At 68.4% G+C, this 26,421-nt stretch carries 26 protein-coding genes; 15 read left to right on the top strand and 11 right to left on the bottom strand.

The window, feature by feature from the left end:
* Positions 1-10 precede the first annotated feature (10 nt).
* From NN4_RS33590 to NN4_RS33575, 4 genes are read right to left on the bottom strand one after another with little or no spacing between them, the layout of a single operon-like run.
* Positions 11-352, bottom strand: a complete 342-nt coding sequence (locus NN4_RS33590; protein ID WP_147139779.1) for an MmcQ/YjbR family DNA-binding protein — start codon at positions 350-352, stop codon at positions 11-13.
* A gap of 8 nt (positions 353-360) precedes the next feature.
* Complete coding sequence (locus NN4_RS33585) at positions 361-1,788, bottom strand: vWA domain-containing protein (RefSeq protein WP_147139778.1); 1,428 nt, start codon at positions 1,786-1,788, stop codon at positions 361-363.
* Between the two features lie 4 nt (positions 1,789-1,792).
* Positions 1,793-2,677 carry an AAA family ATPase gene (locus NN4_RS33580; protein WP_186818759.1) on the bottom strand — a complete coding sequence of 295 codons (885 nt, stop codon included), beginning with the start codon at positions 2,675-2,677 and terminating at the stop codon, positions 1,793-1,795.
* Positions 2,678-2,715: 38 nt separating this feature from the next.
* On the bottom strand, positions 2,716-3,981 hold the full coding sequence (locus NN4_RS33575) for a glutamate-5-semialdehyde dehydrogenase (protein WP_147139775.1): 1,266 nt from the start codon (positions 3,979-3,981) through the stop codon (positions 2,716-2,718).
* A gap of 69 nt (positions 3,982-4,050) precedes the next feature.
* Between NN4_RS33575 and NN4_RS33570 the strand changes: the two genes are divergently transcribed.
* The 4 genes from NN4_RS33570 to NN4_RS33555 all read left to right on the top strand — a co-directional run bounded on the left by NN4_RS33570 (position 4,051) and on the right by NN4_RS33555 (position 8,749).
* On the top strand, positions 4,051-4,929 hold the full coding sequence (locus tag NN4_RS33570; protein WP_147139773.1) for a ribokinase: 879 nt from the start codon (positions 4,051-4,053) through the stop codon (positions 4,927-4,929).
* A gap of 54 nt (positions 4,930-4,983) precedes the next feature.
* Positions 4,984-6,354: a type I glutamate--ammonia ligase gene (locus tag NN4_RS33565; protein ID WP_147139770.1), complete on the top strand. Its 1,371-nt coding sequence runs from the start codon at positions 4,984-4,986 to the stop codon at positions 6,352-6,354.
* A gap of 1 nt (position 6,355) precedes the next feature.
* Positions 6,356-7,426, top strand: a complete 1,071-nt coding sequence (locus NN4_RS33560) for an amidohydrolase family protein (RefSeq protein ID WP_147139768.1) — start codon at positions 6,356-6,358, stop codon at positions 7,424-7,426.
* 99 nt (positions 7,427-7,525) lie between these two features.
* Positions 7,526-8,749 carry an RtcB family protein gene (locus tag NN4_RS33555; protein WP_147139766.1) on the top strand — a complete coding sequence of 408 codons (1,224 nt, stop codon included), beginning with the start codon at positions 7,526-7,528 and terminating at the stop codon, positions 8,747-8,749.
* 40 nt (positions 8,750-8,789) lie between these two features.
* On the opposite strand, the gene NN4_RS33550 is transcribed toward NN4_RS33555, so the two are convergent.
* A complete protein-coding gene (locus NN4_RS33550) occupies positions 8,790-9,272 on the bottom strand; it encodes a hypothetical protein (protein ID WP_147139764.1) in 483 nt (160 codons plus the stop codon).
* 182 nt (positions 9,273-9,454) lie between these two features.
* Here NN4_RS33550 and NN4_RS33545 point away from each other — a divergent pair, with 182 nt between their 5' ends.
* A complete protein-coding gene (locus NN4_RS33545; protein ID WP_147139762.1) occupies positions 9,455-10,345 on the top strand; it encodes an alpha/beta fold hydrolase in 891 nt (296 codons plus the stop codon).
* Positions 10,346-10,363: 18 nt separating this feature from the next.
* Here the strand turns inward: NN4_RS33545 and NN4_RS33540 are convergent, their stop codons facing one another.
* Positions 10,364-11,590, bottom strand: coding sequence for a GGDEF domain-containing protein (locus NN4_RS33540; protein WP_147139760.1), 1,227 nt, complete (start codon positions 11,588-11,590; stop codon positions 10,364-10,366).
* Between the two features lie 183 nt (positions 11,591-11,773).
* Between NN4_RS33540 and NN4_RS33535 the strand changes: the two genes are divergently transcribed.
* Positions 11,774-13,897, top strand: coding sequence for a RecQ family ATP-dependent DNA helicase (locus tag NN4_RS33535; protein WP_147139758.1), 2,124 nt, complete (start codon positions 11,774-11,776; stop codon positions 13,895-13,897).
* A 278-nt stretch (positions 13,898-14,175) separates the two neighbouring features.
* On the opposite strand, the gene NN4_RS33530 is transcribed toward NN4_RS33535, so the two are convergent.
* Together NN4_RS33530 and NN4_RS33525 are read right to left on the bottom strand one after the other, a co-directional pair.
* Positions 14,176-14,484 carry a hypothetical protein gene (locus NN4_RS33530; protein WP_246181220.1) on the bottom strand — a complete coding sequence of 103 codons (309 nt, stop codon included), beginning with the start codon at positions 14,482-14,484 and terminating at the stop codon, positions 14,176-14,178.
* Complete coding sequence (locus NN4_RS33525; protein ID WP_147139756.1) at positions 14,481-14,729, bottom strand: DUF6364 family protein; 249 nt, start codon at positions 14,727-14,729, stop codon at positions 14,481-14,483. The genes NN4_RS33530 and NN4_RS33525 overlap by 4 nt, the downstream gene beginning before the upstream one ends.
* Before the next feature lie 141 nt (positions 14,730-14,870).
* Here NN4_RS33525 and ligD point away from each other — a divergent pair, with 141 nt between their 5' ends.
* From ligD to NN4_RS33480, 9 genes are all read left to right on the top strand, one after another.
* A complete protein-coding gene (ligD, locus tag NN4_RS33520; protein WP_147139754.1) occupies positions 14,871-15,845 on the top strand; it encodes a non-homologous end-joining DNA ligase in 975 nt (324 codons plus the stop codon).
* A gap of 221 nt (positions 15,846-16,066) precedes the next feature.
* Positions 16,067-17,017, top strand: coding sequence for a D-isomer specific 2-hydroxyacid dehydrogenase family protein (locus NN4_RS33515; RefSeq protein WP_147139752.1), 951 nt, complete (start codon positions 16,067-16,069; stop codon positions 17,015-17,017).
* Between the two features lie 142 nt (positions 17,018-17,159).
* On the top strand, positions 17,160-17,516 hold the full coding sequence (locus NN4_RS33510; RefSeq protein WP_107654826.1) for a nuclear transport factor 2 family protein: 357 nt from the start codon (positions 17,160-17,162) through the stop codon (positions 17,514-17,516).
* Between the two features lie 48 nt (positions 17,517-17,564).
* The gene (locus tag NN4_RS33505) at positions 17,565-17,984 is read left to right on the top strand and encodes a hypothetical protein (protein WP_147139750.1); all 420 of its coding nucleotides are present in this window, start codon (positions 17,565-17,567) and stop codon (positions 17,982-17,984) included.
* Between the two features lie 153 nt (positions 17,985-18,137).
* Entirely contained in the window at positions 18,138-19,166 is a 1,029-nt protein-coding gene (locus NN4_RS33500; RefSeq protein WP_147139748.1) for an alpha/beta hydrolase, read from the top strand.
* 2 nt (positions 19,167-19,168) lie between these two features.
* Positions 19,169-20,074: an SDR family NAD(P)-dependent oxidoreductase gene (locus tag NN4_RS33495; RefSeq protein WP_147139746.1), complete on the top strand. Its 906-nt coding sequence runs from the start codon at positions 19,169-19,171 to the stop codon at positions 20,072-20,074.
* Between the two features lie 7 nt (positions 20,075-20,081).
* Positions 20,082-21,002: a ferritin-like domain-containing protein gene (locus NN4_RS33490; protein WP_147139812.1), complete on the top strand. Its 921-nt coding sequence runs from the start codon at positions 20,082-20,084 to the stop codon at positions 21,000-21,002.
* A 5-nt stretch (positions 21,003-21,007) separates the two neighbouring features.
* On the top strand, positions 21,008-22,513 hold the full coding sequence (locus tag NN4_RS33485; RefSeq protein ID WP_147139744.1) for a flavin-containing monooxygenase: 1,506 nt from the start codon (positions 21,008-21,010) through the stop codon (positions 22,511-22,513).
* A gap of 42 nt (positions 22,514-22,555) precedes the next feature.
* A complete protein-coding gene (locus tag NN4_RS33480) occupies positions 22,556-23,386 on the top strand; it encodes a MerR family transcriptional regulator (RefSeq protein WP_246181219.1) in 831 nt (276 codons plus the stop codon).
* A 4-nt stretch (positions 23,387-23,390) separates the two neighbouring features.
* Here NN4_RS33480 and NN4_RS33475 read toward each other — a convergent pair whose 3' ends face one another.
* The 3 genes from NN4_RS33475 to NN4_RS33465 form a co-directional block, all read right to left on the bottom strand.
* Positions 23,391-24,272 (bottom strand): alpha/beta fold hydrolase, encoded by an 882-nt coding sequence (locus tag NN4_RS33475; RefSeq protein WP_186818758.1) that lies wholly within the window; start codon positions 24,270-24,272, stop codon positions 23,391-23,393.
* A 69-nt stretch (positions 24,273-24,341) separates the two neighbouring features.
* Entirely contained in the window at positions 24,342-25,109 is a 768-nt protein-coding gene (locus tag NN4_RS33470; RefSeq protein ID WP_246181218.1) for an ABC transporter permease, read from the bottom strand.
* Between the two features lie 25 nt (positions 25,110-25,134).
* On the bottom strand, positions 25,135-26,421 hold a 1,287-nt coding region (locus NN4_RS33465), incomplete at its 5' end, for a glycosyltransferase (RefSeq protein WP_246181217.1).

Here is a 26,421-nt window from a genome sequence, read left to right as displayed (position 1 = left end):
TATAAGAACTTCAGCCGGTCGGCCGCTTGGACTTCGGCAGCTTGCGCACGATCGCGTCGTAGGACTGATCGACCAGCTCCCGCAACTCATCACCCGGCACCGCACCACCGAGCGTGACCACATTCCAGCCGTAGCGCCCGATATACGCCGAAGCCGCCACGTCATTCGGATACACCCGGGTCAGCTCGTCGGCCTCCTCCCGGCTGCGGCCACACTTCAGCCCCACCGAGGTGTCCCCTAGGAACGCGAAGATCTTGTCCCCGACCTTGGCGACCACGTCGCCTTCCCACGGCTCGTCCTGCCACGCGCCGGGTTTCGCCAGGCAGTACTCGAGCAGTTGCGCACCATCCATGTCGGCTCCTACACCGGTAGCAACATCGACACCACGGCCGTCAGCTGGCTGGCCGAGCGGCATTCGTGCATCTCGATCACCTGTTGGTATTTGTCGGCGGCGGAATCGCCCGAACCCCAGTTGGTGCGCATCTCCGGATTGAGCCAGTGCGCGTGCTTGGCGGTGCGCACCAGCCCCCGCAGTGTTTCCAGTTCGGGGTCACGGTAATTGGTGCGCGCGTCGCCGAGGATCAGCAGCGAGCTGCGGGCGGTGACAGCATCCGGAAAGTCTCTGGCGAAGCCGGCCAGCGCGTTGCCGTAGTCGGAGTGCCCGTCCATCCCGACGACCTTGGCCTCGGTGAAGATCCGGTTCATCGCCTTGTCCAGCTGCGTGCGCGGATCGAAGAACTGGGTGACCTCGTCGGTCTGGTCGACGAACGCGAAAATCCTTACCCGCGAGAACTGTTCGCGCAGCGCACTGACCAGCAACAGGGTGAAGTTGCTGAACCCGGCCACCGAGCCGGACACGTCGCACAGCAGGACCAGCTCCGGACGACCGGGCCGTGGTTTGCGGTTCACCAGATCGATGGGCACGCCGCCGGTCGACATCGACTTACGCAGCGTTTTGCGCATATCTATCTCGCCGCGGCGGGAATGCCTGCGCCGCACCGCGAGTCGCGAAGCGAGGATGCGGGCGAGGCGCTGGGTGCTGCGCCGCATCTCGATCAGCTCGGATTCCGAGGCGCGCAGGAAGTCCACGTCCTCGGACTGGCGCGGGACACCGTAGCTGGCGACCCGCTCCCGCCCGATCCGCTCGGCCACCCGCCGCCGCGTCTCCGCCTCGACCGACGCCCGGAACGCGTCGATCCGGCCGCGCGCGGCCCGCCGGGCGATCTCGGTGTCGAACGCGCTGGTATCCGGTCCGACCGCGAGGCCGGCCAGGATCTTGGCCAGCAAGGTCTGCGGCTGAACGTCTTTCAATGCCTGATACGCCGAGAACGACGCGCCACTCGCGGACGTGTACTGCCCGAGCTGCTCGACCAACTGGGCGGCCAGCGCCTCGAGTTGCGCATCGGCCGATTCCTGGCTCAACAGCTCGGCGAGCAGTTCCCGCAGCGCGGCGATGTCGACTTCACCGGTCGGGGTCCGGGGAATCTCGACCTCGTCGCGGGCACCGCTGCGCTCCCCGATCGCGATCGGGAACCACAGGTCGAACAGTCGGTCGAAGGTCGCGCGGTGGGTGGTCCGGCGCAGCAACGAGCACGCGAGCCCCTCGCGCAGCACCTCCCGGTCGAGCAGGTCGAGCACCGTGACCACCCGGCCCGCGTCCACAGTTTCCGAGGGGCCCACCGGAATGCCGCGTTCGCGCAGCGCTTCGACGAACCCGACGAGGTGACCGGACAACCCGTGTGGCGCGGTCAGGTCCGCGTCGGGCGCGGGCTGCGAACGCGCGGGCATCGCCTCAGGCCAGCTTCAGCTCGGCCAGCGCGCGCTGGTGATCGCTCTGATGCTTCAGCACGACGCCGAGCGTCGCCCGCACCGCCGAGTCGTCCAGATCATGCATGCCGAGGGCGAGCAGCGTGCGGCCCCAGTCGATCGACTCGGCGACCGAGGGCAGCTTCTTGAGCTGCATGCCGCGCAACACGTGCACGATCCGCACCAGCTGGGCGGCGACCGCGGCGGACAGTTCCGGCACCCGGCTGGCCAGGATGCGGCGCTCCAGCTCCTCGTCCGGGAAGTCGAGGTGCAGGTACAGGCAGCGACGCTTGAGTGCCTCGGACAGCTCGCGGGTCGCGTTGGAGGTCAGCACCACGAACGGCTTGCGGCTCGCGACGATGGTGCCCAGTTCCGGCACGGTGACCGCGAAATCGCTGAGCACCTCGAGCAGCAGGCCCTCGATCTCGACGTCGGCCTTGTCGGTCTCGTCGATCAGCAGCACCGTCGGATCGCTGCGCCGGATCGCGGTGAGCAGCGGCCGCGACAGCAGGAACTCCTCGGTGAAAACGTCGGCTTTCGTTTCTTCCCAGTCGTTTTCACTGGACGCCTGGATCCGCAGGATCTGCTTGGCATGGTTCCACTCGTAGAGCGCGCGCGCCTCGTCGACACCTTCGTAGCACTGCAGACGCACCAGCTCGGCGCCGGAGGTCTGCGCGACCGCCCGCGCCAGCTCGGTCTTGCCGACACCGGCCGGACCCTCGATGAGCAGCGGCTTGCCGAGCCGGTCGGCCAGGAACACCGAGGTGGCCGTGGCCTTGTCGGCGAGATAGCCCGTGGTCGCCAGCTGGTCGATCACATCGTCGACCGAGCTGAAGATCGGCTCCTGGGTCGTCTCGGAAATGGGGGCCACGTGCAGTCCTTCCTCGGGGGTTGGTCGCCCCCTGTTACCTAAACAGGCCGGATCTGGCCGTCGCCCCACACGATCCACTTCGTGGAGGTCAGCTCCGGTAGCGCCATGGGGCCGCGGGCGTGCAGCTTCTGGGTGGAGATGCCGATCTCGGCACCGAAGCCGAATTGCTCGCCATCGGTGAACGCGGTCGAAGCATTCACCATCACGGCGGCGGCGTCGACCCGGCTGGAGAATTCGCGGGCCGCGGCCAGCTCACCGGTGACGATGGCCTCGGTGTGCCCGGTGCCCCAGGTGTTGATGTGCTCGATGGCCGCGTCCAGGCCGTCGACCACCTTGAGCGCGATATCAAGGGTGAGGTACTCCTCGCCCCAGTCCTTGCTGTTCGCGGGCACCAGGCCGGGCAGGTCGCCGTGCACGGTGACGCCGTGCCGTTCGAGCGCCTCGATCAGCTTGGGCACCGCGGTGGTTGCGATCGCGTCGTCGATGAGCACCGTCTCGGCGGCATTGCAGACGCTGGGGCGGCGGGTCTTCGCGTTGAGCAGGATCTGCTCGGCCATCTCGAGGTCGGCGGCGGCGTGTACGTAGACGTGGCAGTTGCCGGTGCCGGTCTCGATGGTCGGCACGGTGGCATCGCGGACCACGGCGCTGATCAAACCGGCGCCGCCGCGCGGGATCACCACGTCGACCAGACCGCGGGCCTGGATCAGGTGTGTGACGCTGGACCGGTCCGCGCTGGGCAGCAACTGCACCGCATCGGCCGGAAGATCGTGTGCGACAAGAGATTCGCGCAACACCGCGACCAGCGCGGCATTGGAGTGCGCGGCCGAGGACGAACCGCGCAGCAGCGCGGCATTGCCGGACTTCAGCGTCAGCCCGAACGCGTCGACGGTGACATTCGGCCTGGCCTCGTAGACCATGCCGATCACGCCGAGCGGCACCCGGACCTGACGGACCTCCAGCCCGTTCGGCAGCACCGAGCCGCGCACGATCTCGCCGATCGGGTCGGGCAGGCCGGCCACTTGGCGCAGGCCGGAGGCGATGCCGTCGATCCTGGCTTTGGTGAGCCGCAGCCGGTCGATCAGCGATTCCTCGACGTTCGCCGACTGCGCCGCTTGCACGTCCTCGGCGTTGGCGTCGAGCACCTGGTCGGCCGCGGCGAGCAGCGCGTCGGCCGCCGCGTGCAATGCGTCGTTCTTCTGTGCGGTGGTCAGCTGGGCCAGCACACGCGACGCGACCCGAGCCTTGCGTGCGGCCTCGTGCACCACCTCGCGGACATCCGGCTCGGTCGTCGTTCCTACCGTCATGGGTACAGCGTACTTTCCCGCCGCCGGGCCGGAACCACCGCTGTAGCGCCTCTACTACCCTGTTCCGGCATGGCCGAAAAGACGGACACTCCCTCGATCGCGGTGCTCGGCAGTATCAATATGGACCTGGTGGCGACCACCGATCGACGGCCGGTGCCGGGCGAGACGGTGCTCGGCACCGGATTCGCGATGGTGCCCGGCGGGAAGGGCTCGAATCAGGCGATCGCCGCGCAGCGGGCGGGCGGTGCCGTGCAGTTCCTCGGGGCGGTCGGTGACGACGTGTTCGCCGCCGAACTGCGTCGTGCACTGACGGATTCGTCGGTGGGTGTCGAGCAGCTGCGGACGGTGGACGGGCCGAGCGGTGTGGCTGCGATCGTGGTGGACGGTGGCGGCGAGAACAGCATCATCGTGGTCGGCGGCGCGAACACCCGGATGACCGAACTCACCGAGGCCGATCTCGCGGTGATCGCCGCGGCCGATATTCTGCTGTGCCAGTTAGAGATTCCGCTCGATACGGTGGCCGCTGCCGCGCGGCACGCCCGCGCGAACGGCACCACCGTGCTGCTCAACCCGTCGCCGGTGCAACATGTTCCCGCCGAACTGTGGGCGAATGTCGATGTGGCGGTGGTGAATTCGGGTGAAGCCGAACAGCTCGGCGCCGACCTCGACCCGGTCGCCCATGTGGTCGTGACCCGTGGCGCCGACGGCGCGGTCTATCGCGGCCGGGACGGCGAACAACTGTCCCAGCCGAGCCCCCGCGTAGAGGTCGTCGACACCACCGGCGCGGGCGACACCTTCACCGGTGCACTGGCCGCCGCCTGGCACCGTGGCCCCGAATGGGCGCTGACCTGGGCAGGAACGGCAGGCGCGTTGGCTACCACCAAGCTCGGCGCGAGCACCTCGATCCCCAGCGAAGAAGAAATCTCAGCCGCCCTCACCACGAAGTAGCACCGCGGGAAAAGGCAACGCCGACGGGCAGTCTGCCGACTATCGTTGATGTTCATGTCCACCATGCCGGAGCGCATCCCGTTCGACGGCGACAACGAAGCGGTGATCGACAGGCTGGACGCGGAGATCGTCGCATTGACCTTTGTCGACAATGCGGGGATCACCCGGGTGAAGACGGTGCCGATGCGGCGGCTGGGGCAGGCGGCGCGGTACGGGGTCGGGGTGTCGCCTTGCTTCGAGACCTTCGCCTTCGACGACCTGATGGCGGTCGGCAAATACCTGGGCGGGCCCGACGGCGATCTACGGCTGATCCCGGACCTGTCGGCGTTGACCGAGCTCGCCTGCCAACCGGGCTGGGCCTGGGCTCCGACCAACAAGTACACCCAGGACGGGACCCCTTTCGTCGCCTGCCAGCGCGGGTTCGCAGCCCGCCAGGACGAGGCCGCACGCCGGGCCGGGATTCGGCTGTCCATGGCATTCGAGACCGAATGGTCTGTAGGCACCGACGACCCCCCAGACTTCATCCCCGCCGTGCACGGCCCCGCCTACAGCATGCTGCGGCTCGGACAGGTGGCCGACTACGCACGGGAACTGGTCGCGATATTGGATCGGCAAGGGATCCTCGTCGACCAATTCCATCCGGAATACGCACCAGGACAGTTGGAGCTGTCCGTCCAACCCGCCGACCCGGTCGGCGCGGCCGACGACGCGGTGCTGGTGCGCCACACCATCCGCCAGGTGAGCCTCAAGCACGGTTGGCGGGCGCTGCTCGCGCCCTGCCTCGATCCGGACGGCACCGGATCCGGTGCGCACCTGCACTTTTCCGCGCAGGACGCGGACGGCCCGCTGTTCGCCACCGGCGACGGTCCGTACGGAATGCGCCGGACGGGCGAGGCGTTCCTCGCCGGAGTACTGCGTGAACTACCCGCGCTGGTCGCGGTGGGCGCGGGTAATCCGGCGAGTTTTCTACGACTGGTGCCGTCGCGATGGGCGGGTACCTGGCAGTGCTGGGGCCGCGAAACCCGTGAAGCGGCGCTGCGTTTCATCACCGGCGTGTGCGGTACCGAGGAGTGGGCGGCCAATGCCGAGGTCAAATGCTTTGATGCGACCGGGAATCCGTATCTGATCGTCGGTTCGGTCATCGCCGCCGGACTGGCCGGTATCGCGGAGGAATTACGACTGCCCGCCGAAATCAACGGCGACCCGGTCACCTTCGACGCCGAACAGCTGATGATCTCCGGTGTCCGTAGGCTGCCGACCGGCCCCGCCGAGGCCGCCGTCCGGCTGGCGGACTCCAGGGTGCTGGCCGAGGCGATGGGCCCCGAACTGCACGACGCACTGCTCACCGTGCGCCGCGCCGAGGCCGAGCGCTACCGCGACAGCAGCCCGGAAGAGCTTGTCGCGCTGACCCGTTGGCGGTTCTGACGTGCTGACCGACGGCCTCACCCTGACCGACCACCACTGCCACGGCGTGGTTCCCCACGATGTGGACCGAGCCGGGTTCGAGCAGCTGCTCGGCGAAGGCGCCACCGGCAGCTTCGATTCCGCGGTCGGGCTGGCGGTGCGCCGATGGTGCGCACCGGCGCTGGATTTACCGCCGCACGTCGGCGCCGACGCCTACCTGGCGCATCGCGCCGAGCTCGGCTGGCGCGAGGTCGCCGTCCGGCTGCTCGCCGCCACCGGCACCACCAGCTGGTTCATCGACACCGGGTTCGGCGGCGGCACAGCGGAATTCAGCCCGCTCACCGAGGGCGAGGTGCGCGAGGTGGTGCGGCTCGAACAGGTCGCCGAGCAGGTCATCGCCGAGGTGGGCGCGGGACGGGCGGTGTTCGACGAGATCGAGGCCCGGCTGCGCGATCGTGCCCGTCAGGCCGTCGGACTCAAGTCCATCGTCGCCTACCGATGCGGGTTGGATTTTCCGCTGCGCGATCGACCACCGAAGACCGTGTTCCCCGAGCACCGCCTCACCGAGCCGGACCTGCTCGGCTGGCTGGTCGGGCTCGGCGCGCGCATCGGCGCCGAATTCGGCCTGCCCCTGCAATTCCATACCGGTTTCGGCGACACCGACCTGCGGCTGCACCGCGCGGATCCATTGCTGCTCACCGACTTTCTTCGCAAAACCGCGAACACCGGCCTCACCGTGATGCTGTTGCACTGCTGGCCATTCCATCGCAATGCCGCCTACCTGGCGCACGCCTTCGGGCATGTCCGGATGGATATCGGGCTCACCGTGCCCTACGTGGGGCACCGCGCCCAGGCCGTGCTGGCCGAAACGCTCGAACTCGCCCCCTTTCGCTCGCTGTGCTACTCCTCGGACGGTTACGGCCTGCCCGAACTGCATTTTCTCGGCGCGTTCTGGTGGCGCCGTGGCCTGGGCAGACTGCTCGACGAGTGGCTCGCCGAGGACCTGATCACCACCGCCGACGCCGAACGCCTGGCCGCGGGCATCGCCCATATCAACGCCGAGGATGCTTATCCGAGCACCCCCGCTCGGTGACACCGAGTGGAATTACTCGCCCGCGGCGGGTATTTATTCGAGTGCGCCTTGCCGCGTCGATCTTTACCGTTGATCACGAACCAACGAAAGGATCGAACAATGTTTCCCGTCGAGCTGCGCGGCACCCGCGCGCAGACGCTCATGTGGGCCGAAGAGCACGCGGTCGAGCAGGCCGCGCTGCAGCAGCTGCGGAATATCGCCGCGCTGCAATGGGTCCACGGCGTCCGCGTGATGCCGGACGTGCACCTCGGCAAGGGGGCAACGGTCGGCTCGGTGATCGCGATGAAGGACGCGGTGGCCCCGGCCGCGGTCGGGGTGGATATCGGCTGCGGCATGGAGAGTGTCAAGACCGACCTCACCGCCGCGGACCTCCCGGACGATCTGCGTTCGCTGCGCTCCCGGATCGAGGCCGCCGTCCCGGTCGGCTTCACCGCGCACGACAGCGCGGTCAACGTGACCAAGCTCGGTGGTGAGGTGTCCGCGCTGGGCGCGAGCACCGCCACGCTGCGGGCGGGCTGGGACAGCTTCTGGCGCGCGTTCTCCTCGCTCGACGACGGAGTGCAGGCGCGAGAAGGCAAGGCGCACAAGCAGATGGGCACCCTGGGCGGCGGTAACCACTTCATCGAGGTCTGCTTCGACCAGGACGACGCGGTATGGATCCTGCTGCATTCGGGCAGCCGCAATATCGGCAAGGAACTCGCCGAGCGGCACATGGCCGTGGCGCGGACGCTGCCGCACAACGTCGATCTGCCCGACCGCGATCTGGCCGTATTCCTCTCCGGGACACCGGAAATGGCGGCCTACCGGCGCGACCTCACCTGGGCGCAGGAGTATGCCGCACGTAACCGCGCGGTGATGCTCGCCCTGGTGTGCCGCGCGGTGCGCGACGAATTCGCCGGGCGTCCGGTGCGTTTCGAGCAGCCGATCTCTTGCCACCACAACTACGTGGCCGAGGAGCTCATCGACGGCATGCCGATGCTGGTCACCCGCAAGGGTGCGGTCCGGGCGGGCGCGGGCGAGCTCGCGCTGATCCCCGGTTCGATGGGTACCCGCTCATACGTGGTGCGCGGCAAGGGAAATCCGGCCTCGTTCCAGTCGGCCTCGCACGGCGCGGGACGGCGGATGAGCCGCAATGCGGCGAAGAAGCAGTTCACCGTCGCCGATCTGGTCGCCCAGACCGAGGGCGTCGAGTCGCGCAAGGACGCGGGCGTGGTCGACGAGATCCCGGCCGCCTACAAGGACATCGACGAGGTCATCGCCGCGCAGCGCGACCTGGTCGACGTCGTCGCGACGCTGCGGCAGGTGCTCTGCGTCAAGGGCTGAACTCGGGCCGCGCCCACCGGCTGGTGGGCGCGGCGCCGATTCACTTGCGTCGTAGCACGGCCGCGAAGGCCGCACCGACCAGGAACATGCCGGTGAGTAGCGCGAAGCCGTTCAGGACCCAATTGTGTAGTGCGAGATGGAAATCGTCGGACAGCTCGGGCAGGTTCTCGATCTGCCGGTAGGTGTCTTCCGGAAACAGGATGTGCAGGATCCCGGGGATCAGGCCCCACACCAGGCCCGCGATGGCCGTGCCCACCGGGGAGAACGCGGCCAGCGCCGCGACCAGGAACAGCAGCACCGCGCCGCCGATGATCTGGAAGTTCGAACCCCAGCGGTCTGCCGAGGTGCCGAGGATCACCCACTGCCTGGTGTCCAGCGCGCCGTGTGCGGATAGCCCGATCCCGATCGGCGTGATCACCAGCGCGATCAACGTGCCGATCACCGTGCGGCCGACGCCGCTGCGACTCTGGAACTGGGCCCCCGGCGGCGACCAGCCCGCCGGCGACTGATATTGGCTCGACATGATTGGCCTCCTGCGCGGATCCCGGTACCGGGAGTCCCTTCCGCACTTATTGTCCGTCGTTCATGGTCATTTCGCGGCGAATGCCGCTCCTGCCCAGCGGTTGATCGGGACGCGGCTGGTTACCATCGAGTATGCGTCAGCGGCAGCGGAATTCCGGCTCAGCAACTCCGGCAGCGACCGAAATGGTTGATCCGCCCGCGATTCCGGGCGTCCGTCGCCACTTCGTCACCGCGCGTGGCATCCGCTTCCATGTGACCGAGGCCGGACCCGCGGACGGTCGGCCGGTGCTCGCGCTGCACGGCTGGCCGCAACATCACTACGCCTACCGTCATCTGCTGGCCGATCCGCCGGAAGGGTTGCGGATCATCGCCGTTGATCTTCCCGGTTACGGCTGGTCCGGCCCGGCGCCGCATCGGTGGGTCAAGGACGAGGTGGCCTCCGATGTCCTTGCGCTGCTGGACGAACTCGGGCTCGACCGGGTCTTGCTCGTCGGCCACGATTGGGGCGGCTACATCGGTTACCTCATGGTGCTGCGGGAACCCGAGCGCTTCGACGGATATCTGGTGCTGAATATGGCGCATCCTTGGCAGACGCCGCGCACCGTACTGCCACATCTGTGGCGGTTCATGCTCTATCAACCGCCGGTCGCCGCGTTCGGCACATTGCTCCATCAGCGCACCCGGTTTCTCCACCTGATGTTCGCCAAAGGTGTGGAGAACCACGCGGAGTTCGGTCCGGAAGTGGTGCGCGCCTATGCCGATCGGTTCCGCGATCCGGTGGTGGCCCGCGCCGCGACCGATACCTACCGCACGTTCCTGCTCCGCGAACTGCCCCGCGCGGGCCGCAACGGCGAGACCCGCCGCGCCACCGTGCCGATTCGGGCGCTGTTCGGCGTCGACGACAGTGCCGTTCACCATTCGCTCGCCGCCGCGGAAACCGCGCAGGCCGACGACTACACCCTGGAACGGGTGACGAACTGCGGGCACTTCATCACCGAGGAGCGTGCTGATCTGGTGCGCGCACGTCTGATCACCCTCGCCGCGGACACCTCCCGGCCCGACTCGCAAGTCTGAAAGTCGCGACAGCGGCCCTCACACCTGCCGTGTCGAGTCGTGGTTGTCGATGCCCTGCAACGCCGTGATGTGCTCGACCACGACGGTATTGCCGCCACGCTGTTTCGCCTGGTACATCGCGCTGTCGGCGCAGCGGATCAGATCCTGTACCAGCTGGCGGCTGCGGCTGTAGCCGTCGGCACCCGCGTCGGCGACGGCGATGCCGATGCTCGCGGTGACCGAGATCGACCCGACGGGTTCGGCGACGGCGGCGCGCAACCGCTCGGCGGCGTCGACCGCGTTCGGGGCGGGCAGGCGTGCGACGACCGCGAATTCCTCACCGCCGAGCCGGGAAACGATGCTGCGCGCCGGGGCCGCGTGCTGCAACCGGTCGGCGGTGCACACCAGCACCTCGTCGCCCGCGGCGTGCCCGAAGGTGTCGTTGACGGCTTTGAAGCGGTCGAGGTCGACCATCATGACGCAGACCGGAACCGGGCCTGCGCCACCGACCACCATCGCGGAGTGATACTCGAACCCGCGCCTGCTCAGCAAGGTGGTCAAGGGGTCGGAGAGCATGTCGGTGCGCAACATCCAGTAGCAGAACTGCAAACCCGGCGGCACGACCGTGGCCGCGACCATGCCGAGGATCATGATCACCGCGGACGCGGCGTCGCCGACCCCGAACAGCGGAATCGACAGCACCACCGCGGAAGCCAGCGACCAGGCCGTGTGCGCGGCGAGCACCTGCGGGCTGTGGAACGCGCTGACGTAGATGCCGACGATCAACAGCAGCATCATGCCGACCGACCGGACGACATAGCCGGGGCTCAGCACGCAGACCACCGTGATGCACACGTCGCCGATCAAGCACAACGTCAGCGATTCGACTCGGTTCGGCCACGGCAACCACCACCAGCGCACCACCCACACCGCCGCCAACGCCACGATGCACCACAGCACCGTGCGGCCGAACATGCTCTGCGGGCCCGCCGACGACGTCACGACCAGCACGCTGATGAGCGGCGTCGCCAGCCCGCACAGTCCGATCGCGAATTTCACCACGCCGAGCGCCGAGCGGTCGGCGAGCGCGTTCACCACCCAGCGGTAGTCGACGCCGTCGCGCCACCAGTCGCGCAGTAGTCGCAGATAACTGCTCATGGCCGCGCCTCGCTTGCGCTCGGCTTCGCCGAGGGCCGTGCCACGGTTGTCTCGCTCATTCGACTCGTCCTCGGCGTCGACAGCAGCCTCGTATCGTTCGAACCGCACTCACTTGTGGTGAACGCCGCCGTGGCCGGGGATTTCGGCCGACATAGCAGCGATCCAGGCAGTGTAAGCCACATCACGGCGGATACCGAGAGTCCGATCGGTATCGACCGCGACATGCACGGTCGGGGCGGGCGCGCGCGACGAGCACGGTTCGTGTCGGTACCGTCGGGCACGATGGAGCCCATGACCACGGCGACCGATGTCCCGGCGATCGACCTCACCGCACCCGACCTTCGCGAGCGCGCGGAACATTTGCTGCGCGAACTCGCCGGACCTGCCGCTCGGCTGCGGGAGGACCAATGGACGGCGATCGAGGCGCTGGTGGTGCAGCGGCGCCGCGCACTGGTGGTGCAGCGCACCGGCTGGGGTAAGTCGGCGGTGTACTTCATCGCCGCGAAGCTGTTGCGCGGGGCGGGGCGCGGGCCGACCGTCATCGTGTCGCCGTTGCTGGCGCTGATGCGCAACCAGGTCGCCGCCGCGCAACGGGCGGGTGTGGTTGCCGCGACCATCAATTCGGGCAATGTCACCGAATGGGACGAGATCCACACACAGGTCGCCTCGGGTGAGGTGGACGTACTGCTGGTCAGCCCGGAACGACTGAACAATCCGGACTTCCGCGACCAGGTGCTGCCGAAACTCGCCGCCGACGCCGGCCTCGTGGTGATCGACGAGGCGCACTGCGTCTCGGACTGGGGCCACGACTTCCGGCCCGACTACCGGCGGATTCGTACACTCATCGCCGATCTCGGCTCGGACGTACCGGTGCTGGCCACCACCGCGACCGCGAACGATCGGGTGGTCACCGACGTCGCCACCCAGATCGGCACCGACACCCTGGTGTTGCGCGGCACGCTGGACCGCGAGTCGCTGCACCTGTCGGTGGTGCGCTTCGACGACGCGGTGGAACGCACCGCGTGGCTCAGCGGGCATCTGCGCAGCCTGACCGGCTCCGGCATCGTCTACACGCTCACCGTCGCCGCCGCGCACGATCTGGCCGACGTGCTGAACTCGCACGGCCACACCGTCGCCGCCTACACCGGCCAGACCGATCCCGCCGAACGCGAGGCGCTGGAAGCGGCGCTGCTGAACAACGAGGTGAAGGCGCTCATCGCCACCTCGGCGCTCGGGATGGGTTTCGACAAGCCCGATCTCGGCTTCGTCGTGCACGTCGGCGCGCCGTCCTCCCCCATCGCCTACTACCAGCAGGTCGGTCGCGCGGGCCGCGCCACCGAGCGGGCCGAGGTGGTGCTGCTGCCCGGACCCGAGGACGCGCGGATCTGGAGTTACTTTGCCTCCGTTGCGTTCCCGCGCGAGCACATCGTGCGCTCGGTGCTCGACGCGCTCGACACGGATCGGGCGTTGTCCACGGCCGCACTGGAGCCGCTGGTCGAGCTGAACCGGTCCCGGCTGGAGATGGTGCTCAAGGTGCTCGACGTGGACGGTGCGGTGCGCCGGGTGCGCGGCGGCTGGATCTCCACCGGTCAGCCGTGGACCTACGACACCGAACGCTACGAGCGACTGTCCGAGGCGCGCGAGGTCGAGCAGCAGGCCATGATCGATTACCAGTCGACCACCGCCTGCCGGATGGAGTTCCTGCGTCGCCAGCTCGACGACCCCGGATTGCCTGCGGGACAAACGGATTCGCCCGGCTGCGGGCGCTGCGACAACTGCACCGGCACCCGGCCCGACGTCACGGTGGACGCCGACGCGGTTGCCGCCACCCGAGCCCGGCTCGACCGGCCGGGTCTGGATCTGAGCCCGCGCAAGCAGTGGCCCACCGGCATGGCGAAGCTCGGTGTTCCGTTGTCCGGCAAGATCACCGGCGGGGCCGAGACGGGGCGTGTGCTCGGCAGGCTCACCGATCTCGGCTGGGGTCAGCGCCTGCGCACCCTGCTCGACGGGCCCGACGATCCCATCCCCGAGAAGGTCTTCGAGGCCTGTATCGCCGTACTGCGCGACTGGGATTGGGCCGTTCGCCCGACCGCGGTGATGGCCCTCGAATCCCCGCGCTACCCCGTGCTGACCGCCACCCTCGCCGCGGGCCTCGCCGAGGTGGGCCGCATGCACGACCTCGGCACGCTGCCGACCCGCCCGGACCGCCCACCGGTGTCCGCCGCCAACTCCGCCCACCGCGTCGCGGGCCTGTTCGACTCCTGGGAGGTCCCCGACCTCACCGACGTGGCGGGCCCGATCCTGTTGGTGGACGCGCTGTCCGACACCGGATGGACCCTCACCCTCGCCGCGCACGCGCTGCGCAAGGCGGGTGCGGACGCCGTCCTTCCGTTCGCCCTCGCGTCGGTCACCTAGCCGGCTGGAGTCACTGCCGAGCGTCAGGCAGGGTGATCGTCTTCGGGTCGGGTTCGATCGGCCGGGTACCGCCCAGTTGATTGTCCGGCGGCACCGGTCGGCGGGGCTCGCGGACGCCCGCCGTACCACCGCCGCTACCGCCGCGGGGCGGACCACCTCCGGCTACCTTGCCGCCCAACAGTCTTCGAATGGCCCGGAGCAGTTTTCGCATCATAGGGTCCAGTGTGCTCGCCGAATCGGCAGCCGCCGTCGTTGTTCACGCGCAGCGAAGCCGCAGATCAGAGGCTGAGGGTGGCGCGCAGGCGGGCGTCGAGGGATTCGGACTCGGAGACGGTGAGTTCGCCGAGTTGTTCGGTGAGCCACGGGCGGTAGGCGCGGTGCAGTTCGAGGGTGTCGGCCCAGCCGTGTTCGGTGTGGGTGGCCAGGACGTGGCCGGGGTCGGCGTCGCGCAGCGGGATGACGTGCAGCCAGCGGTACGGGGAAGTGATCACGGCCGAGTCGGAGACCAGCACCACCGACATGCGTCGGGGCAGCGGGGTGCCGTCGCGCAGTGCCGGGGAGTAACGCCAGACTTCGCCGCGCCTCATGCCGCGCCGCGGTTGCGGCGGGCGTCGGTTTCGGCCGCCTCGGCGATGGTCAGGTCGTCGTAGGCGGCGGCTTGTTCGGCGGCCTCGTCGACGGCCAGCTTGGCCAGGCTGTCGTGCACCAGCGCGGTGCGCAGCGAGGCGTTGATCACCGAGGAGAGACTGCGATTCTGCTGGTCGGCGGCCTGCTTCGCCCATTCGGCCACCTGCGGATCCAGGGTCACGGTCACCCGTGTCGCTTTGGTCATGCCGCCGCCTCGTCAGCACTCGCCGCCGCATGATCTTCATGCCACGCTCCGCTCATACTCTCATGCATACCACGATGCTGCACAGTGTGCGGCCCGTTTTCCACCCCCGTTGCCGGTGCCGCTTCGGCTATCGTCGGACGCGTGGCCAGCAAGTCTGCGTCGCCGGCCATCGAACTCGATGTCGGCGACCGCACGATCCGCATTTCCAACCCGGACCGGGTGTACTTCCCGGACACCGGCGCGACCAAGCTCGACCTGGTGCAGTACTACCTGAGCGTCGGCGACGGCATCGTCCGCGCGCTGCGCGACCGGCCGTGCATGCTGCACCGCTTCCCGAAGGGACTGGCCGGGGACAAGGTGCACCAGAAGCGGCTGCCCGCGGGCGCGCCGGACTGGATTCCCACGGTGCGCGTCTTCTTCCCCCGCTACGGCAGGCACGCCGACGAGCTGTGCGTGCACGAGCTGGCCGATGTCATCTGGGCCGTGCAGATGTCGACCGTCGAGTTCCATCCGTGGAACTCCCGCGCCGCCGACACCGAGTGCCCCGACGAGTGGCGCATCGACCTGGATCCGATGCCGGACTGTCCGTGGTCGCGGGTGCAGCGGGTGGCCGGTGTCGCGCAGGAGGTGCTCGACGAGCTCGGCGCGGTCGGCTGGCCGAAGACCTCCGGCGGCAACGGTTTACACATCTATGTCCGGATCGCACCGAACTGGGGTTTCAAGGACGTGCGGCGCGCCGCGCTGGCCTTCGCCCGCGAGGTGGAACGCCGCGCACCCGACGACGTGACCACCACCTGGTGGCGCAAGGACCGCGATCCCGAGCTGCTGTTCGTCGACTACAACCAGAACGCCCGCGACCACACCATCGCCGCCGCTTACTCGGTGCGCGGCGTGCCGACCGGCACCGTTTCCACCCCGATCCGCTGGGACGAGATCCCCGACATCGACCCGCGCGACTTCACCATGAAAACCGTCCCCGCCCGCTTCGCCGAACTCGGCGACCTGCACGCGGGCATCGACGACGCCGTCTTCGAGATCGACCAGCTGCTGGAGTGGGCCGATCGCGACAAGGTGGACGCCGATCTGGACGCGGAAACCGACCTCGACGCGGACTAGCCACAACCGATCTGACCGGCCGCGCGCATGGTCCCCTGCCACCGGATGGCAGCGAAGTCACCGGCAGAAGGCAACTGCGCACGCGGCAAGTGGGGCGGAGAACACTCACGGGGCCCCTGCGCTGCGGCGCGGCAAGCAGGCTCGACGACGGTGATAACGTCGCGGAGGCGCTGCCATAGCTGCCGTGCGAACCCGCTGTACTGCTCCGAAGGAGGTCCTCCATGAACCGACCGGCAGTAGCGATAGCGATCGGACCGGCCGACCCGCCGCCCGCATTGCTGGCGAAGGCGGTGGTGGACGGCGGCGCGACGATAACCGACCTCGGCGAGGCGCAGGGCTTGATCTGGGCGGGCACGCCCGGACAGTTCCCGGACGAGTTGCCGAGCACGATCGAGTGGGTGCAACTCCCCGCCGCCGGCGTCGAGGAATGGTTCAACGCGGGCATCATCGCCGCCCACCCGAAGGTGCAATTCACCTCCGCCGCAGGCGCTTTCGCGGCGAGCGTGGCCGAGCACGCGCTGATGCTGCTGCTGGCCGGGGTGCGTTATCTGCCCGAGCATCTACGCGCGGCCAGCTGGCGGCAGCAGGATTTCATACCGCACATCGGTTCGCTGCGCGGCAAGACGGTCACCATTGTCGGCGCAGGCGGTATCGGCCGCGCACTGATCCCCATGCTCACTCCGCTGGGCGCGCAGGTGATCGCGGTAAACCGGTCCGGCCGCCCGGTCACCGGCCCCGGCATCCCCGACACGATAGAGACGATCTCCACCGACCACCTCTCCCGCGTGTGGCCCCGCACCGATCACGTCGTCGTCGCGGCTCCCGCCACCCCCGCGACGCACCATCTCATCGACGCGGACGTGCTCGCCAGGCTGAAGCCGTCCTCCTGGGTCATCAATATCGCCCGCGGCAGCCTCGTCGACACCGACGCCTTGGTCACCGCGCTCGCCTCCGGCGCGATCGCCGGCGCAGGTCTCGACGTCACCGAGCCGGAACCGCTGCCGGACGGGCACCCGCTCTGGGTGCTGCCGAATGCCATTGTGACGCCGCATGATTCGAACCCGCCGCAGTTGCGACTGGCCGCCTTCGCCGACCATGTCGGCGCGAACGTGCAGCGCTTCGTCGCGGGCAAAGATCTTCTGGCCCCGATCGATCCGGACCGCGGCTACTGATCCCACGCGCCGCCTATACGTATACGGCGGCGAAAAGTACTTATAGATGACTGATTCGGGGCACCCCCCTGCGGCCATAACGTAGTTCCTGTCAGCAAGAACGACAGCGAAACCGCAGATCACAGCCCCGAAGGAGCTCATCATGGACACCATCGTCGCCCAGTACCTGGAAGCCTGGAACACCACCGACGCCGCCGCCCGCAAGGCCGCCGTCGCCCGGGTGTTCACCGAGACCGCCGGCTACACCGACCCGCTGATGGCGGTGGCCGGGCACGACGCCATCGACGCCGGGATCGCCGCGGCGCAAGCGCAATTCCCCGGTTGGACCTTCCGGCTGGCCGGCCCGGTGGACGCCCACCACGACCAGGTCCGCTTCACCTGGGAGCTCGGCCCCGCCGACGCCCCCGCGGTGGTTGTCGGCTTCGACGTCGCCGTGGTCACCGACGGCCGCATCGCCAACGTGTACGGCTTCCTCGACAAGGTCCCCGCCGCCGCCTGATCGAAACCCGCTCCACCACATACTGATTCACCGAAGGAAACCACAGTCATGAACGCCACCGCCCCGTCCTACCTGTCCTCCGTCATGGCCCCCGGCCCGCAGCTGCTCCGCCTCTCGCTCCGCCTGGATGCCGTGGTCACCGGCGTCAACGGCCTGGCCTACCTCGCCCTCGCCGGACCGCTGGAGTCGCTGCTCGGCCTGAACACCGAGCTCGGCATTCCGATCGGGATCTTCCTGACGCTGTACGGCGTGGCGGTGGCGATCGTCGGTACCCGGCAGACGATCAGCCCCGCGGCAACCCGCGTGGTGATCGCAGGCAACGCCGCGTGGACCGTGGTCAGCCTCGCCGCCCTCATCGCAGGCGCCCTCGACCTGAATCTGGTCGGCTCGATCTGGACGGTCATGCAGGCCGCCACCGTCGGCGGTTTCGCCGCCCTGCAGTACCTGGGCCTGCGCAAAGCGCAGTGAGTATCCGACAACTGAACAGCCCCGCCCCCGACGACCGCGGCACCAGCACACCAGCTGATGCCGCGGTCGTCGTCGCAGGTCAGACCCTATCGCGATCAGCCTGCAACAAATGTGCCATTGACAACTGGCACATTCATCGATGATTCTGAACACATGACAAGGTCAACGAGGACCTCGATCTCCCGAGGTCGGCAGCCGGCGGAGCCGGCGGGGTGGGTAAGTACAGGCGTACCCACCGCACCCTCCACGCGGGCCACCCTGGCCGCGGCGGCCACCCAGTTCGGGTTGCGCCCGCTGAACAACGCGGTGCCGATGAACGCCCCGGGAGTCTGGTTCGCCCGCAAGCTCGTCGCCACCTTCATGGCAGTCGGCGGCCCGGTGCCCCGCGGCACCGCCGTCACCCCGGTGCGGTCCGGGGCGGTGCGCGGCGAATGGGTCCGCGCGCCCGGCGTCTCCTTCGGCAAGCGCGCCGTCTACTACATCCACGGCAGCGGTTACGTCATCTGCTCCGCCCGCACGCACCGCGGACTGGCCGCGCAGCTGTCCCGCAAGACGGGTCTCCCGGTCTTCCTGACCGACTACCGGCTCGCGCCGGAGCACCGCTTCCCGGCCGCGGCCGACGATGTCGAGGCGGGTTACCGCTGGCTGCTCGACCGCGGCTACACCGCCGACGACCTGGTGATCGCCGGGGATTCGGCGGGCGGGCATCTCGCGCTCGACCTGCTCATCGAGAACGAACGCCGCCGCATTCCGCAGCCCGCGGCCGTGGTGATGTTCTCCCCACTGTTCGACCTCACCCTGCAGCTGGCCGCCGAACAAGAACGGCGCCAACGGGATCCGCTCATCTCCGCCAAGGCGGCGAGCCGGATGCCACGCGCCTATACGCGGGGCCTGCCCGACGACACCCCGCGACTGCGGCTGACCGTGCCGGAGGGCATGTCGCTGCCGCCCATGCTGATTCAGGTCGGCGGCACCGAAATGCTCAGTGCCGATGCGCGAGCGCTCTGCGCGATGGTGCGCGCCGCTGGCGGCAGCTGCGAGCTGGAGGTGTGGCCGGGCCAGGTGCACGTCTTCCAGGCGCTGCCGACGCTGGTGCCCGAGGCCGATCAGGCCCTGGCCCGCGCAGCCGACTTCCTGCGGACCGCACTGGCCGCCCGCACTGTCTCCGAGAAGGTGAGCTGACGATGTTCGGACTGGAAAAGCTGCTGCCACTGGGTAATCGGCCACGGCGCAGCTACGGCGCGCGAGCGGTGGTGACCGGGGCGGGCAGCGGCATCGGCCGGGCCTTCGCACTGGAGATCGCCGAGCGCGGCGGGCAGGTGATCTGCGCCGACATCGATGAGGCGCGCGCCGACGAGACCGTCGCGCTGATCGAAGGCAAGCATCGCGGCACCGCGCACGCGTTCCGCTGCGATGTGGCACACCGCGAGGACGTGGAAAACCTTGCGCGCTTTGCCGAATCGCTGTTCGAGCGCCCGGTCAGCCTGGTCATCAACAACGCGGGCGTCGGGATCGGCGGCAAGCGGGTCGGCCAGGTCGGCTTCGAGGACTGGGAGTGGGCGCTCGGCATCAATCTGTGGGGTGTGGTGCACGGGTGTGAGGTCTTCACGCCGCAGCTGCGTGCCGCCCGGCGCGGCGGCATCATCAATGTCGCCTCGGCGGCCGGGTTCGCCGCCGCACCGTCGATGTCGGTCTACAACGTATCCAAGGCCGGGGTGATGTCGCTGTCGGAGACGATGGCGGCCGAGCTGAGCGGCACCGGCGTCGCGGTCACCGTGCTGTGCCCCACCTTCGTGAAAACCAATGTGGCCAAGGACGGCCGGATCACCCAGCAGTCGGCCCGGCTGGCCGACACCCTGATGCGCTGGACCGGCTTCACGCCAGAACACGTCGCCCGCAACACCCTCGACGCCCACGATCGTGGGCAGTTGTATGTGCTGCCCCAGCTGGACGCCCACGTCGTCTGGCGGCTCAAGCGCTACTTCCCCGCCCAGTACACCTATGTCCTCGGCCTCCTGGATCGGGTTCTGCCCCAGGACAACTCCCCCGCCACCGACCGCACCTCGGTCACCGACAAGACAGGAGTCTGACATGGCCATCACGATGGACTTCGACGACATGCTCGCCAAGATCAAGGACCGGCAGTGGGCGCTGGCCGATATCGACTGGGACGCACCGGGTGCCGAGACGATCTCGCCCGAGCTGCACGCCAAGCTCAAGCCGTTCATGGCCGACCTGATGTGGATCGAGAACGTCGGCGCGCGCGGCTTCGCCGCCATGGCGAAGAAGGCGCCCACCGAGACGCTGCGCGAGATCTACCGTTACTTCCACGCCGAGGAGCAGCGCCACGCCAATGCCGAGCTGGCGCTGATGCGGCGCTGGGGCATGCTCGACGGTGACGAGATCCCGCAGCCGAATGTGAACGTCAAGCTGGTGATCGACTTCCTGGACAAGTACGCCGACGGCATGTCGCTGTCGTTCCTGGGCACCGTGATTCCGATGCTCGAGGTCGCGCTGGACGGCGCGCTGGTCAAGTTCATCATGGACGAGATCCACGACCCGGTCTGCCAGGACGTCTTCAAGAAGATCAACAACGACGAATCCCGGCATCTGGCCGTCGATTTCGCGGTGATGGATCTGCTCGGTCACGCACATATCCGCAAACTCGCCACCGACCTCGTCGGCGGCTGGCTGAAGCCGTCGCTGATCATCGGTGTGCTGAGCTATGTGCCGCTGCTGAACAAGATGCGCGACAACATCGTCGAGATGGGCGTCGACGAGGAGAAGCTGTACTCGGCGCTCAAGCGCTATGCCAATGTCGGTGAGCGCAGCGAATTCGCGCGCAGGCTGCCGATGTATCAGCTGGTGAAGATGCAGGGCGGCTGGGTGATCGACCGCGGCCACCCGTACCACCTGTTCGCCGACGCACTGGTGAAGATCACCGCCAGGGTGCCGAAGGCGCTGCTGCGCAGGGACCCCACCTGGGTCAAGGAAGTCACCTACGAGCCGGCGGCGTGAGGCAGATGAGCAGCAAGACTTTGGACGTCGCCATCATCGGCGGCGGGTTCGCCGGTATCGGCAGCGCGATTCGCCTGAAACAGCAGGGGATCGACAGTTTCGCCATCTTCGAGCGCGGCGACGCGATCGGCGGTACCTGGCGCGACAACACCTATCCCGGTGCGGCGTGCGACATTCCGTCGCGGCTGTACTCCTACAGCTTCGCGCCGAACCCGGACTGGTCGCACACCTACTCGGGCAGCAACGAAATCCTCGGCTATATCGAGACGATGGCGGCCGAGTTCGGCCTCGGACCGCATTTCCGGTTCGGCCACAACGTGTCCGGCATCGCCTTCGACGAGCCGGCCGGGCTGTGGGAGATCACCATCGACGGCCGCAGCGAGGCCGTCCGGGCCCGCGCCGTGGTGCTCGCCTCGGGACCGCTTGCCAATGTGAGCTTTCCGAACATTCGCGGCATCGAGGACTACGCCGGGCACAAGATCCACAGTGCCCGTTGGGATCACGACTACGACTTCACCGGCAAGAAGGTCGCGGTGGTCGGCACCGGTGCCAGCGCGGTGCAGATCATTCCGGAGCTGGTCGATAAAGCCGCTTCGGTCAAGGTCTTTCAGCGCACCCCGGGCTGGGTGCTGCCCCGGGTCAACCGGCGCACCAACGCGGTCACCAAGGAGCTCTACCGCCGGGTGCCCGCCGCGGAGCAGCTCGCCCGGCAGGCCTGGTTCTACGGCCACGAGTCGGTCGCGCTCGGCGTCGTCTGGAACACGCCGCTGACCAGGGTCGTCGAACTGGTCGGGCGGGCCCAATTACGCAGGCAGGTCAAGGATCCCTGGCTGCGCCGCCAGCTCACCCCGGACTTCCGGGCGGGCTGCAAGCGCCTGCTGATGACCGACGACTACTACCCCGCGCTGCAACGGGACAACTGCAAGCTGATCACCTGGCCCATCGCGCGGCTGTCCGAAAACGGCATCCGCACCGCGGAAGGCATCGAGCACCAGGCCGACTGCATCGTCTTCGCCACCGGCTTCGACGTATCCAAGACCGGCACCCCGATCCCGGTCGTCGGCCGGGACGGCCGGGTGCTGGCCGACGAATGGTCGCGCGGCGCGTACGCCTACAAGAGTGTCGCCGTGTCCGGGTATCCGAACCTGTTCTTCACCTTCGGACCGAATTCGGGGCCAGGCCACAACTCGGCGCTGGTGTACATGGAGGCCCAGATCGACTACCTGGTCAGTGCCATCGGCACCATCCTGGAGCAGGATCTGCGCGTGCTCGACGTCCGCAAGGACCGGCAGGACCGCTACAACGCGGGCATGCAGCGCAGGCTGACCGGCACCACCTGGAACTCGGGCTGCCGCAGCTGGTACCTCACCGAGGACGGTTTCAACGCGACCATGTATCCGGGCTTCGCCACCCAGTACGTTAATCAGCTGCGGACCGTCGACCTCGCCGACTACACGGTCGTCGCCGCGGACCGCAACGCCCGCAAGCCCCGGATCGCGGCGGTTTCCTAGATGACCGGTGCCGGCGGCCTTGGCGATAGACTCGGTCGATCAATGACCGGGCTGTTCGGTCGCCGGCATTCCGGCGCGCAGGTGGGCGAGGAGGTGGAATCGATGGAGTACCGCATCGATGACCTCGCGCGCGCCGCGGGCACCACCACCCGCAATGTGCGCGCCTACCAGGAGCGTGGCCTGCTGCCCCCGCCCGTCGGCAAGGACGGCCGGGCCAGCATCTACGACAATTCGCACCTCGAGCGACTGCGGCTGATCGACGCGCTGCTGCAACGCGGCTTCACCACCGCGCACATCGGCGACTTCATCACCAGCTGGGAGACCGGCAAGGACCTCACCGAGGTGCTCGGCTTGCAGCACGCGGTCACCGCGTCGTGGTCGAAGGACGAAGCCTTCGAGGTGCCGCGCGAGCTGATCGGCACCATCCTCGGCGCGGAGGCCGACGAGCTCGTCGACCGGCTGCGCGAGATGAAACTGGTCCGGCTCGAAGGTGACACCGTGGTGTTCACCGAGACGCAGCTGCTCACCTCGTTCGCCGAGCTGCACGAGTACGGCCTGGAACTGCGCACCCTCATCGAGATCTACGCCGAGGTCGCCGCCCGGATCGACGACATCACCCACATCATGATCACCGCCGCCAAGCAGCACATCATCGATGAGCACGGCGCGGGCTGGCTCCCCGAGACCAGCGGCGAAATCGCCGACACCACAACGATGTTGAGCAAGATGCGCGAGCTGGCCGTCACTTCGGTGCACTCCACGCTGGCCCGCTCGCTCGACGTCACGCTGCGGCGGGAGCTCGGCGACTACCTCGCCACCGCCGCCGAACGCGAACGCGCCAAGACGGATTCGCGGCCGGACACTCCGTCCTGACGGCTCAGACCTGGACCGAGTCGTGCTTTCCGGCGAAATCCAGGAAACGCGAGATCACCCGATCCGGGATCGCCCACAGCATGTCGTGCCCGACGCCGGGGTAGGTCTCGATATCGGCCGCGGGGAAATGCCGTCGGACGTTACCTGCCGCCACCTCGGGATCGTGAATGACCGACTCGGCGCCGTAGAGGGCGAGCACCGGTGCGGTGATCGCGGCCAGCCGGTCGTCGGTGAGCGGGCGGGGCCACGGTAGTGCCATCCGGAACTTCACGCCCGCCAGAATCATTCCCCATTCCTCCTCGGTGAACTGGATACGCGGCTGGAGCCAATCGTTGAGCTTCTGCATCTTCTCCCGGGTCGGGCGGAAGCCCGCAGCGATGAACTTCCGCAGCACCCGCCAGGGCGGCCTGCCGAAGATGGCCGGGGTCGGCTCCAGCAGGCTCAGACTGGCCAGCCGATCGGAATGCTCAGCGGCGATAACGGCGGCCAGCCACGCGCCGAGCGAGTAGCCCGCGAGGTGGACGCGATCCGCACCGAGTCCGGCGATCACCTCGCCGGCCCAGCGGGCGATATCGGTCTCGTCGCGCATCGGCGTGGTCTGCACACAGCGGCCCGCCCATCCCATGACATCGGTGGTGTACACGATGCGGTGGCGGGCCAGGTCCTCGATGAACGGGCCCCACACCAGGCTGTTGCCCGACATGCCCGGGAGTAGCAGCAGCGGGACGCCCTCCCCCGCGCCTGACCTACGCACTCGTGTTGTCCCGAAAGATGTTTCGATATCGAGCTCTGTCGATGACACCGGCCACCGTGCCGCCATGGCGTCGTAGCTTCGCAGGTAGGTGGCCTGCGCCTCGTCGCTGGTGAATCGTCCGATCTTCGGCATGATCTCCCCTCCCGTGTTGGTGATATCAACGTACCATATAAATGGTACGGGCATACCATCAAAACGGATTCATACCCGCGACCGACGAGCGAAAAGCCCTGCGGCGCAGGCATAGCCGACCACAGCGAGCCCGACGGACCAGAGCACCGCAAGAGCCGCGCTGCTGTGCCATTCGCCGCCGATGAGCAAGCCACGGAGCGTATCGATCACCGGCGTCGCGGGCTGATACTCGGCGAAGCCGCGCAACCAGGACGGCATGGTGGCGGTCGGCACGAAGGCACTGCTGATGTAGGGGATGAACATGATGGCGTAGGTGAATCCGCCTGCGGCCTCGGGGTTTTGCGCAAGCAGGCCCAGCGCCACCGCGATCCAGGTGATCGCGTGCACGAAGAGCACGATCACCGCGAGCGCGCCGATCCACCCGAAAAACCCTGCGTTAGAACGGAAGCCCAGGATCACCCCGACCACCAGCACCACGGCGACGGCGAGCATGTTGCGCACGACCCCCTCCCCCACATGCCCGGCCAGCAATGCCTGCCGAAAGATCGGCAAGGTCCGGAATCGGTCCACCGCGCCGGTGCGCAGATCGGTCGCCACCGCTGTGGCGGTGATCGAGGCGCCGAATCCGGTGCAGAGCAGGATGATTCCGGGAATCACATAGTCGATGTAGGGACCGTCCACCTGTATCGCGCCGCCGAACACGTACACGAACAGCAGCATGATCAGTACCGGCAACAACAGCGAGATCAGCAGCGTGTCTCGGCTACGCAGCGTATGCCGCACCGCCCGCCGGAACATGACGGCGCAATCGCCGCAAGCGCGGGCCACTCCACTCATAGCGCCCCGCCTGCGGTCTGCCTGCTCACCCGGCGGTCGCCTCGACGATGTCGGCGGTGCGCGGCGTCGCGTCCGCGTGCGATTGCAGCTCTCCGGCAAGGTTTTTCGCCCGTTGCGCGGTTCCCTGATCCAGCAGTGTCCGTACTCCTGCTTCCAGCCGCTCCCGGTCGAGCTTGCGGAAGCTCAGATGCGCACCGACACCGAGTCGTTCGACCTGCGCACCCCACATCGGCTGGTCGAACGACACCGAACAGACCAGCGTCGGCAGCCCGGCCCGCAGGCTCTCGAAGGTGGTGCCGATGCCGCCGTGGTGCACGGCGGCGGCACACACGGGGAAGACGATGTCGTGCGCGACCGGGCCGACCACCTTGACCTGCTGCCCGGTTTCGGCGTCGGCGGCGGCCAGATCGCTCCAGCCCGCACTCACCAAACCGCGGATACCCAGCCGTTCGCACACCTCCTCGACGATGGCGAGCACGGCATGCGTATCCCGGATGGGCATGCTGCCGAAACCGAAGTACACCGGCGGATCGCCCTCCGCGATCCAGGCGATCACCTCCCCGTGATCGGCGGCCAGCTCGCCGAGCGCCTCCCTGGCGGTCCGCTCCAGCGGCAGGAAGCCGACGAGCGGCCTGCGCTCGCCCCACTCCTCGGCCAGGCCGGGCACCAGGGCACGGTCGTAGATCTGCACCTCGGGCACGCCCGCGCGCGCCAGCATGTCGGCAGGTGCGGCGGTGGTGCGCGGCAGGCCGAGTTCCTTGCGCAGCTGGTTGAGGTAGCGCATGAAGACGACGCGGCGCAGGTTCTCCGCGAGCAGCCAGGTGGCGCGGTTCACCACGGCGGGCGGGTGCCAGGCCGGCGGCAGCGAGCCGGGGAACGGATACGCGGAGTTCTTCCGGCACGGAAAGCCGTGCAGTGAGACCATCGGCACCCGCATCGCCTCGGCGACCGACGCGGCCCGATCCTCGGTCAGCATGGTCGCCACAATGACGTCCGCGCCCGCGCACACGTCGATCACCTCGCGGTTCATCTGCTCGGCGTAGTCGGCCATCTGCTTGCCGACCAGCTGCATCAGCCGGAAGCTGCTGCCCGCGGCCAGCGCCTTCTGGCCCTCGTCGGACGAGTAGAGCTGCTGCACGTCCGGCCCGCAGCTGACGGCGGCCAGGCCGGTGCGGGTGGCGAAGTCGACGAGGTTCGGCGGCGCGCCGACCAGGACGTCGTGGCCGCGCCTGCGCAGCTCCAGCCCGAGCGCCACCGCGGGTTGCACGTCGCCGCGGGTGCCCGTCAACGGAATCGCCACTCTCATGCCAGC

Source organism: Nocardia ninae NBRC 108245, assembly GCF_007990755.1.
Classification (GTDB): domain Bacteria; phylum Actinomycetota; class Actinomycetes; order Mycobacteriales; family Mycobacteriaceae; genus Nocardia; species Nocardia ninae.
The sequence above is the reverse complement of the archived record's forward strand: the minus strand, read 5'-3'. Positions and strand labels throughout refer to the sequence as shown.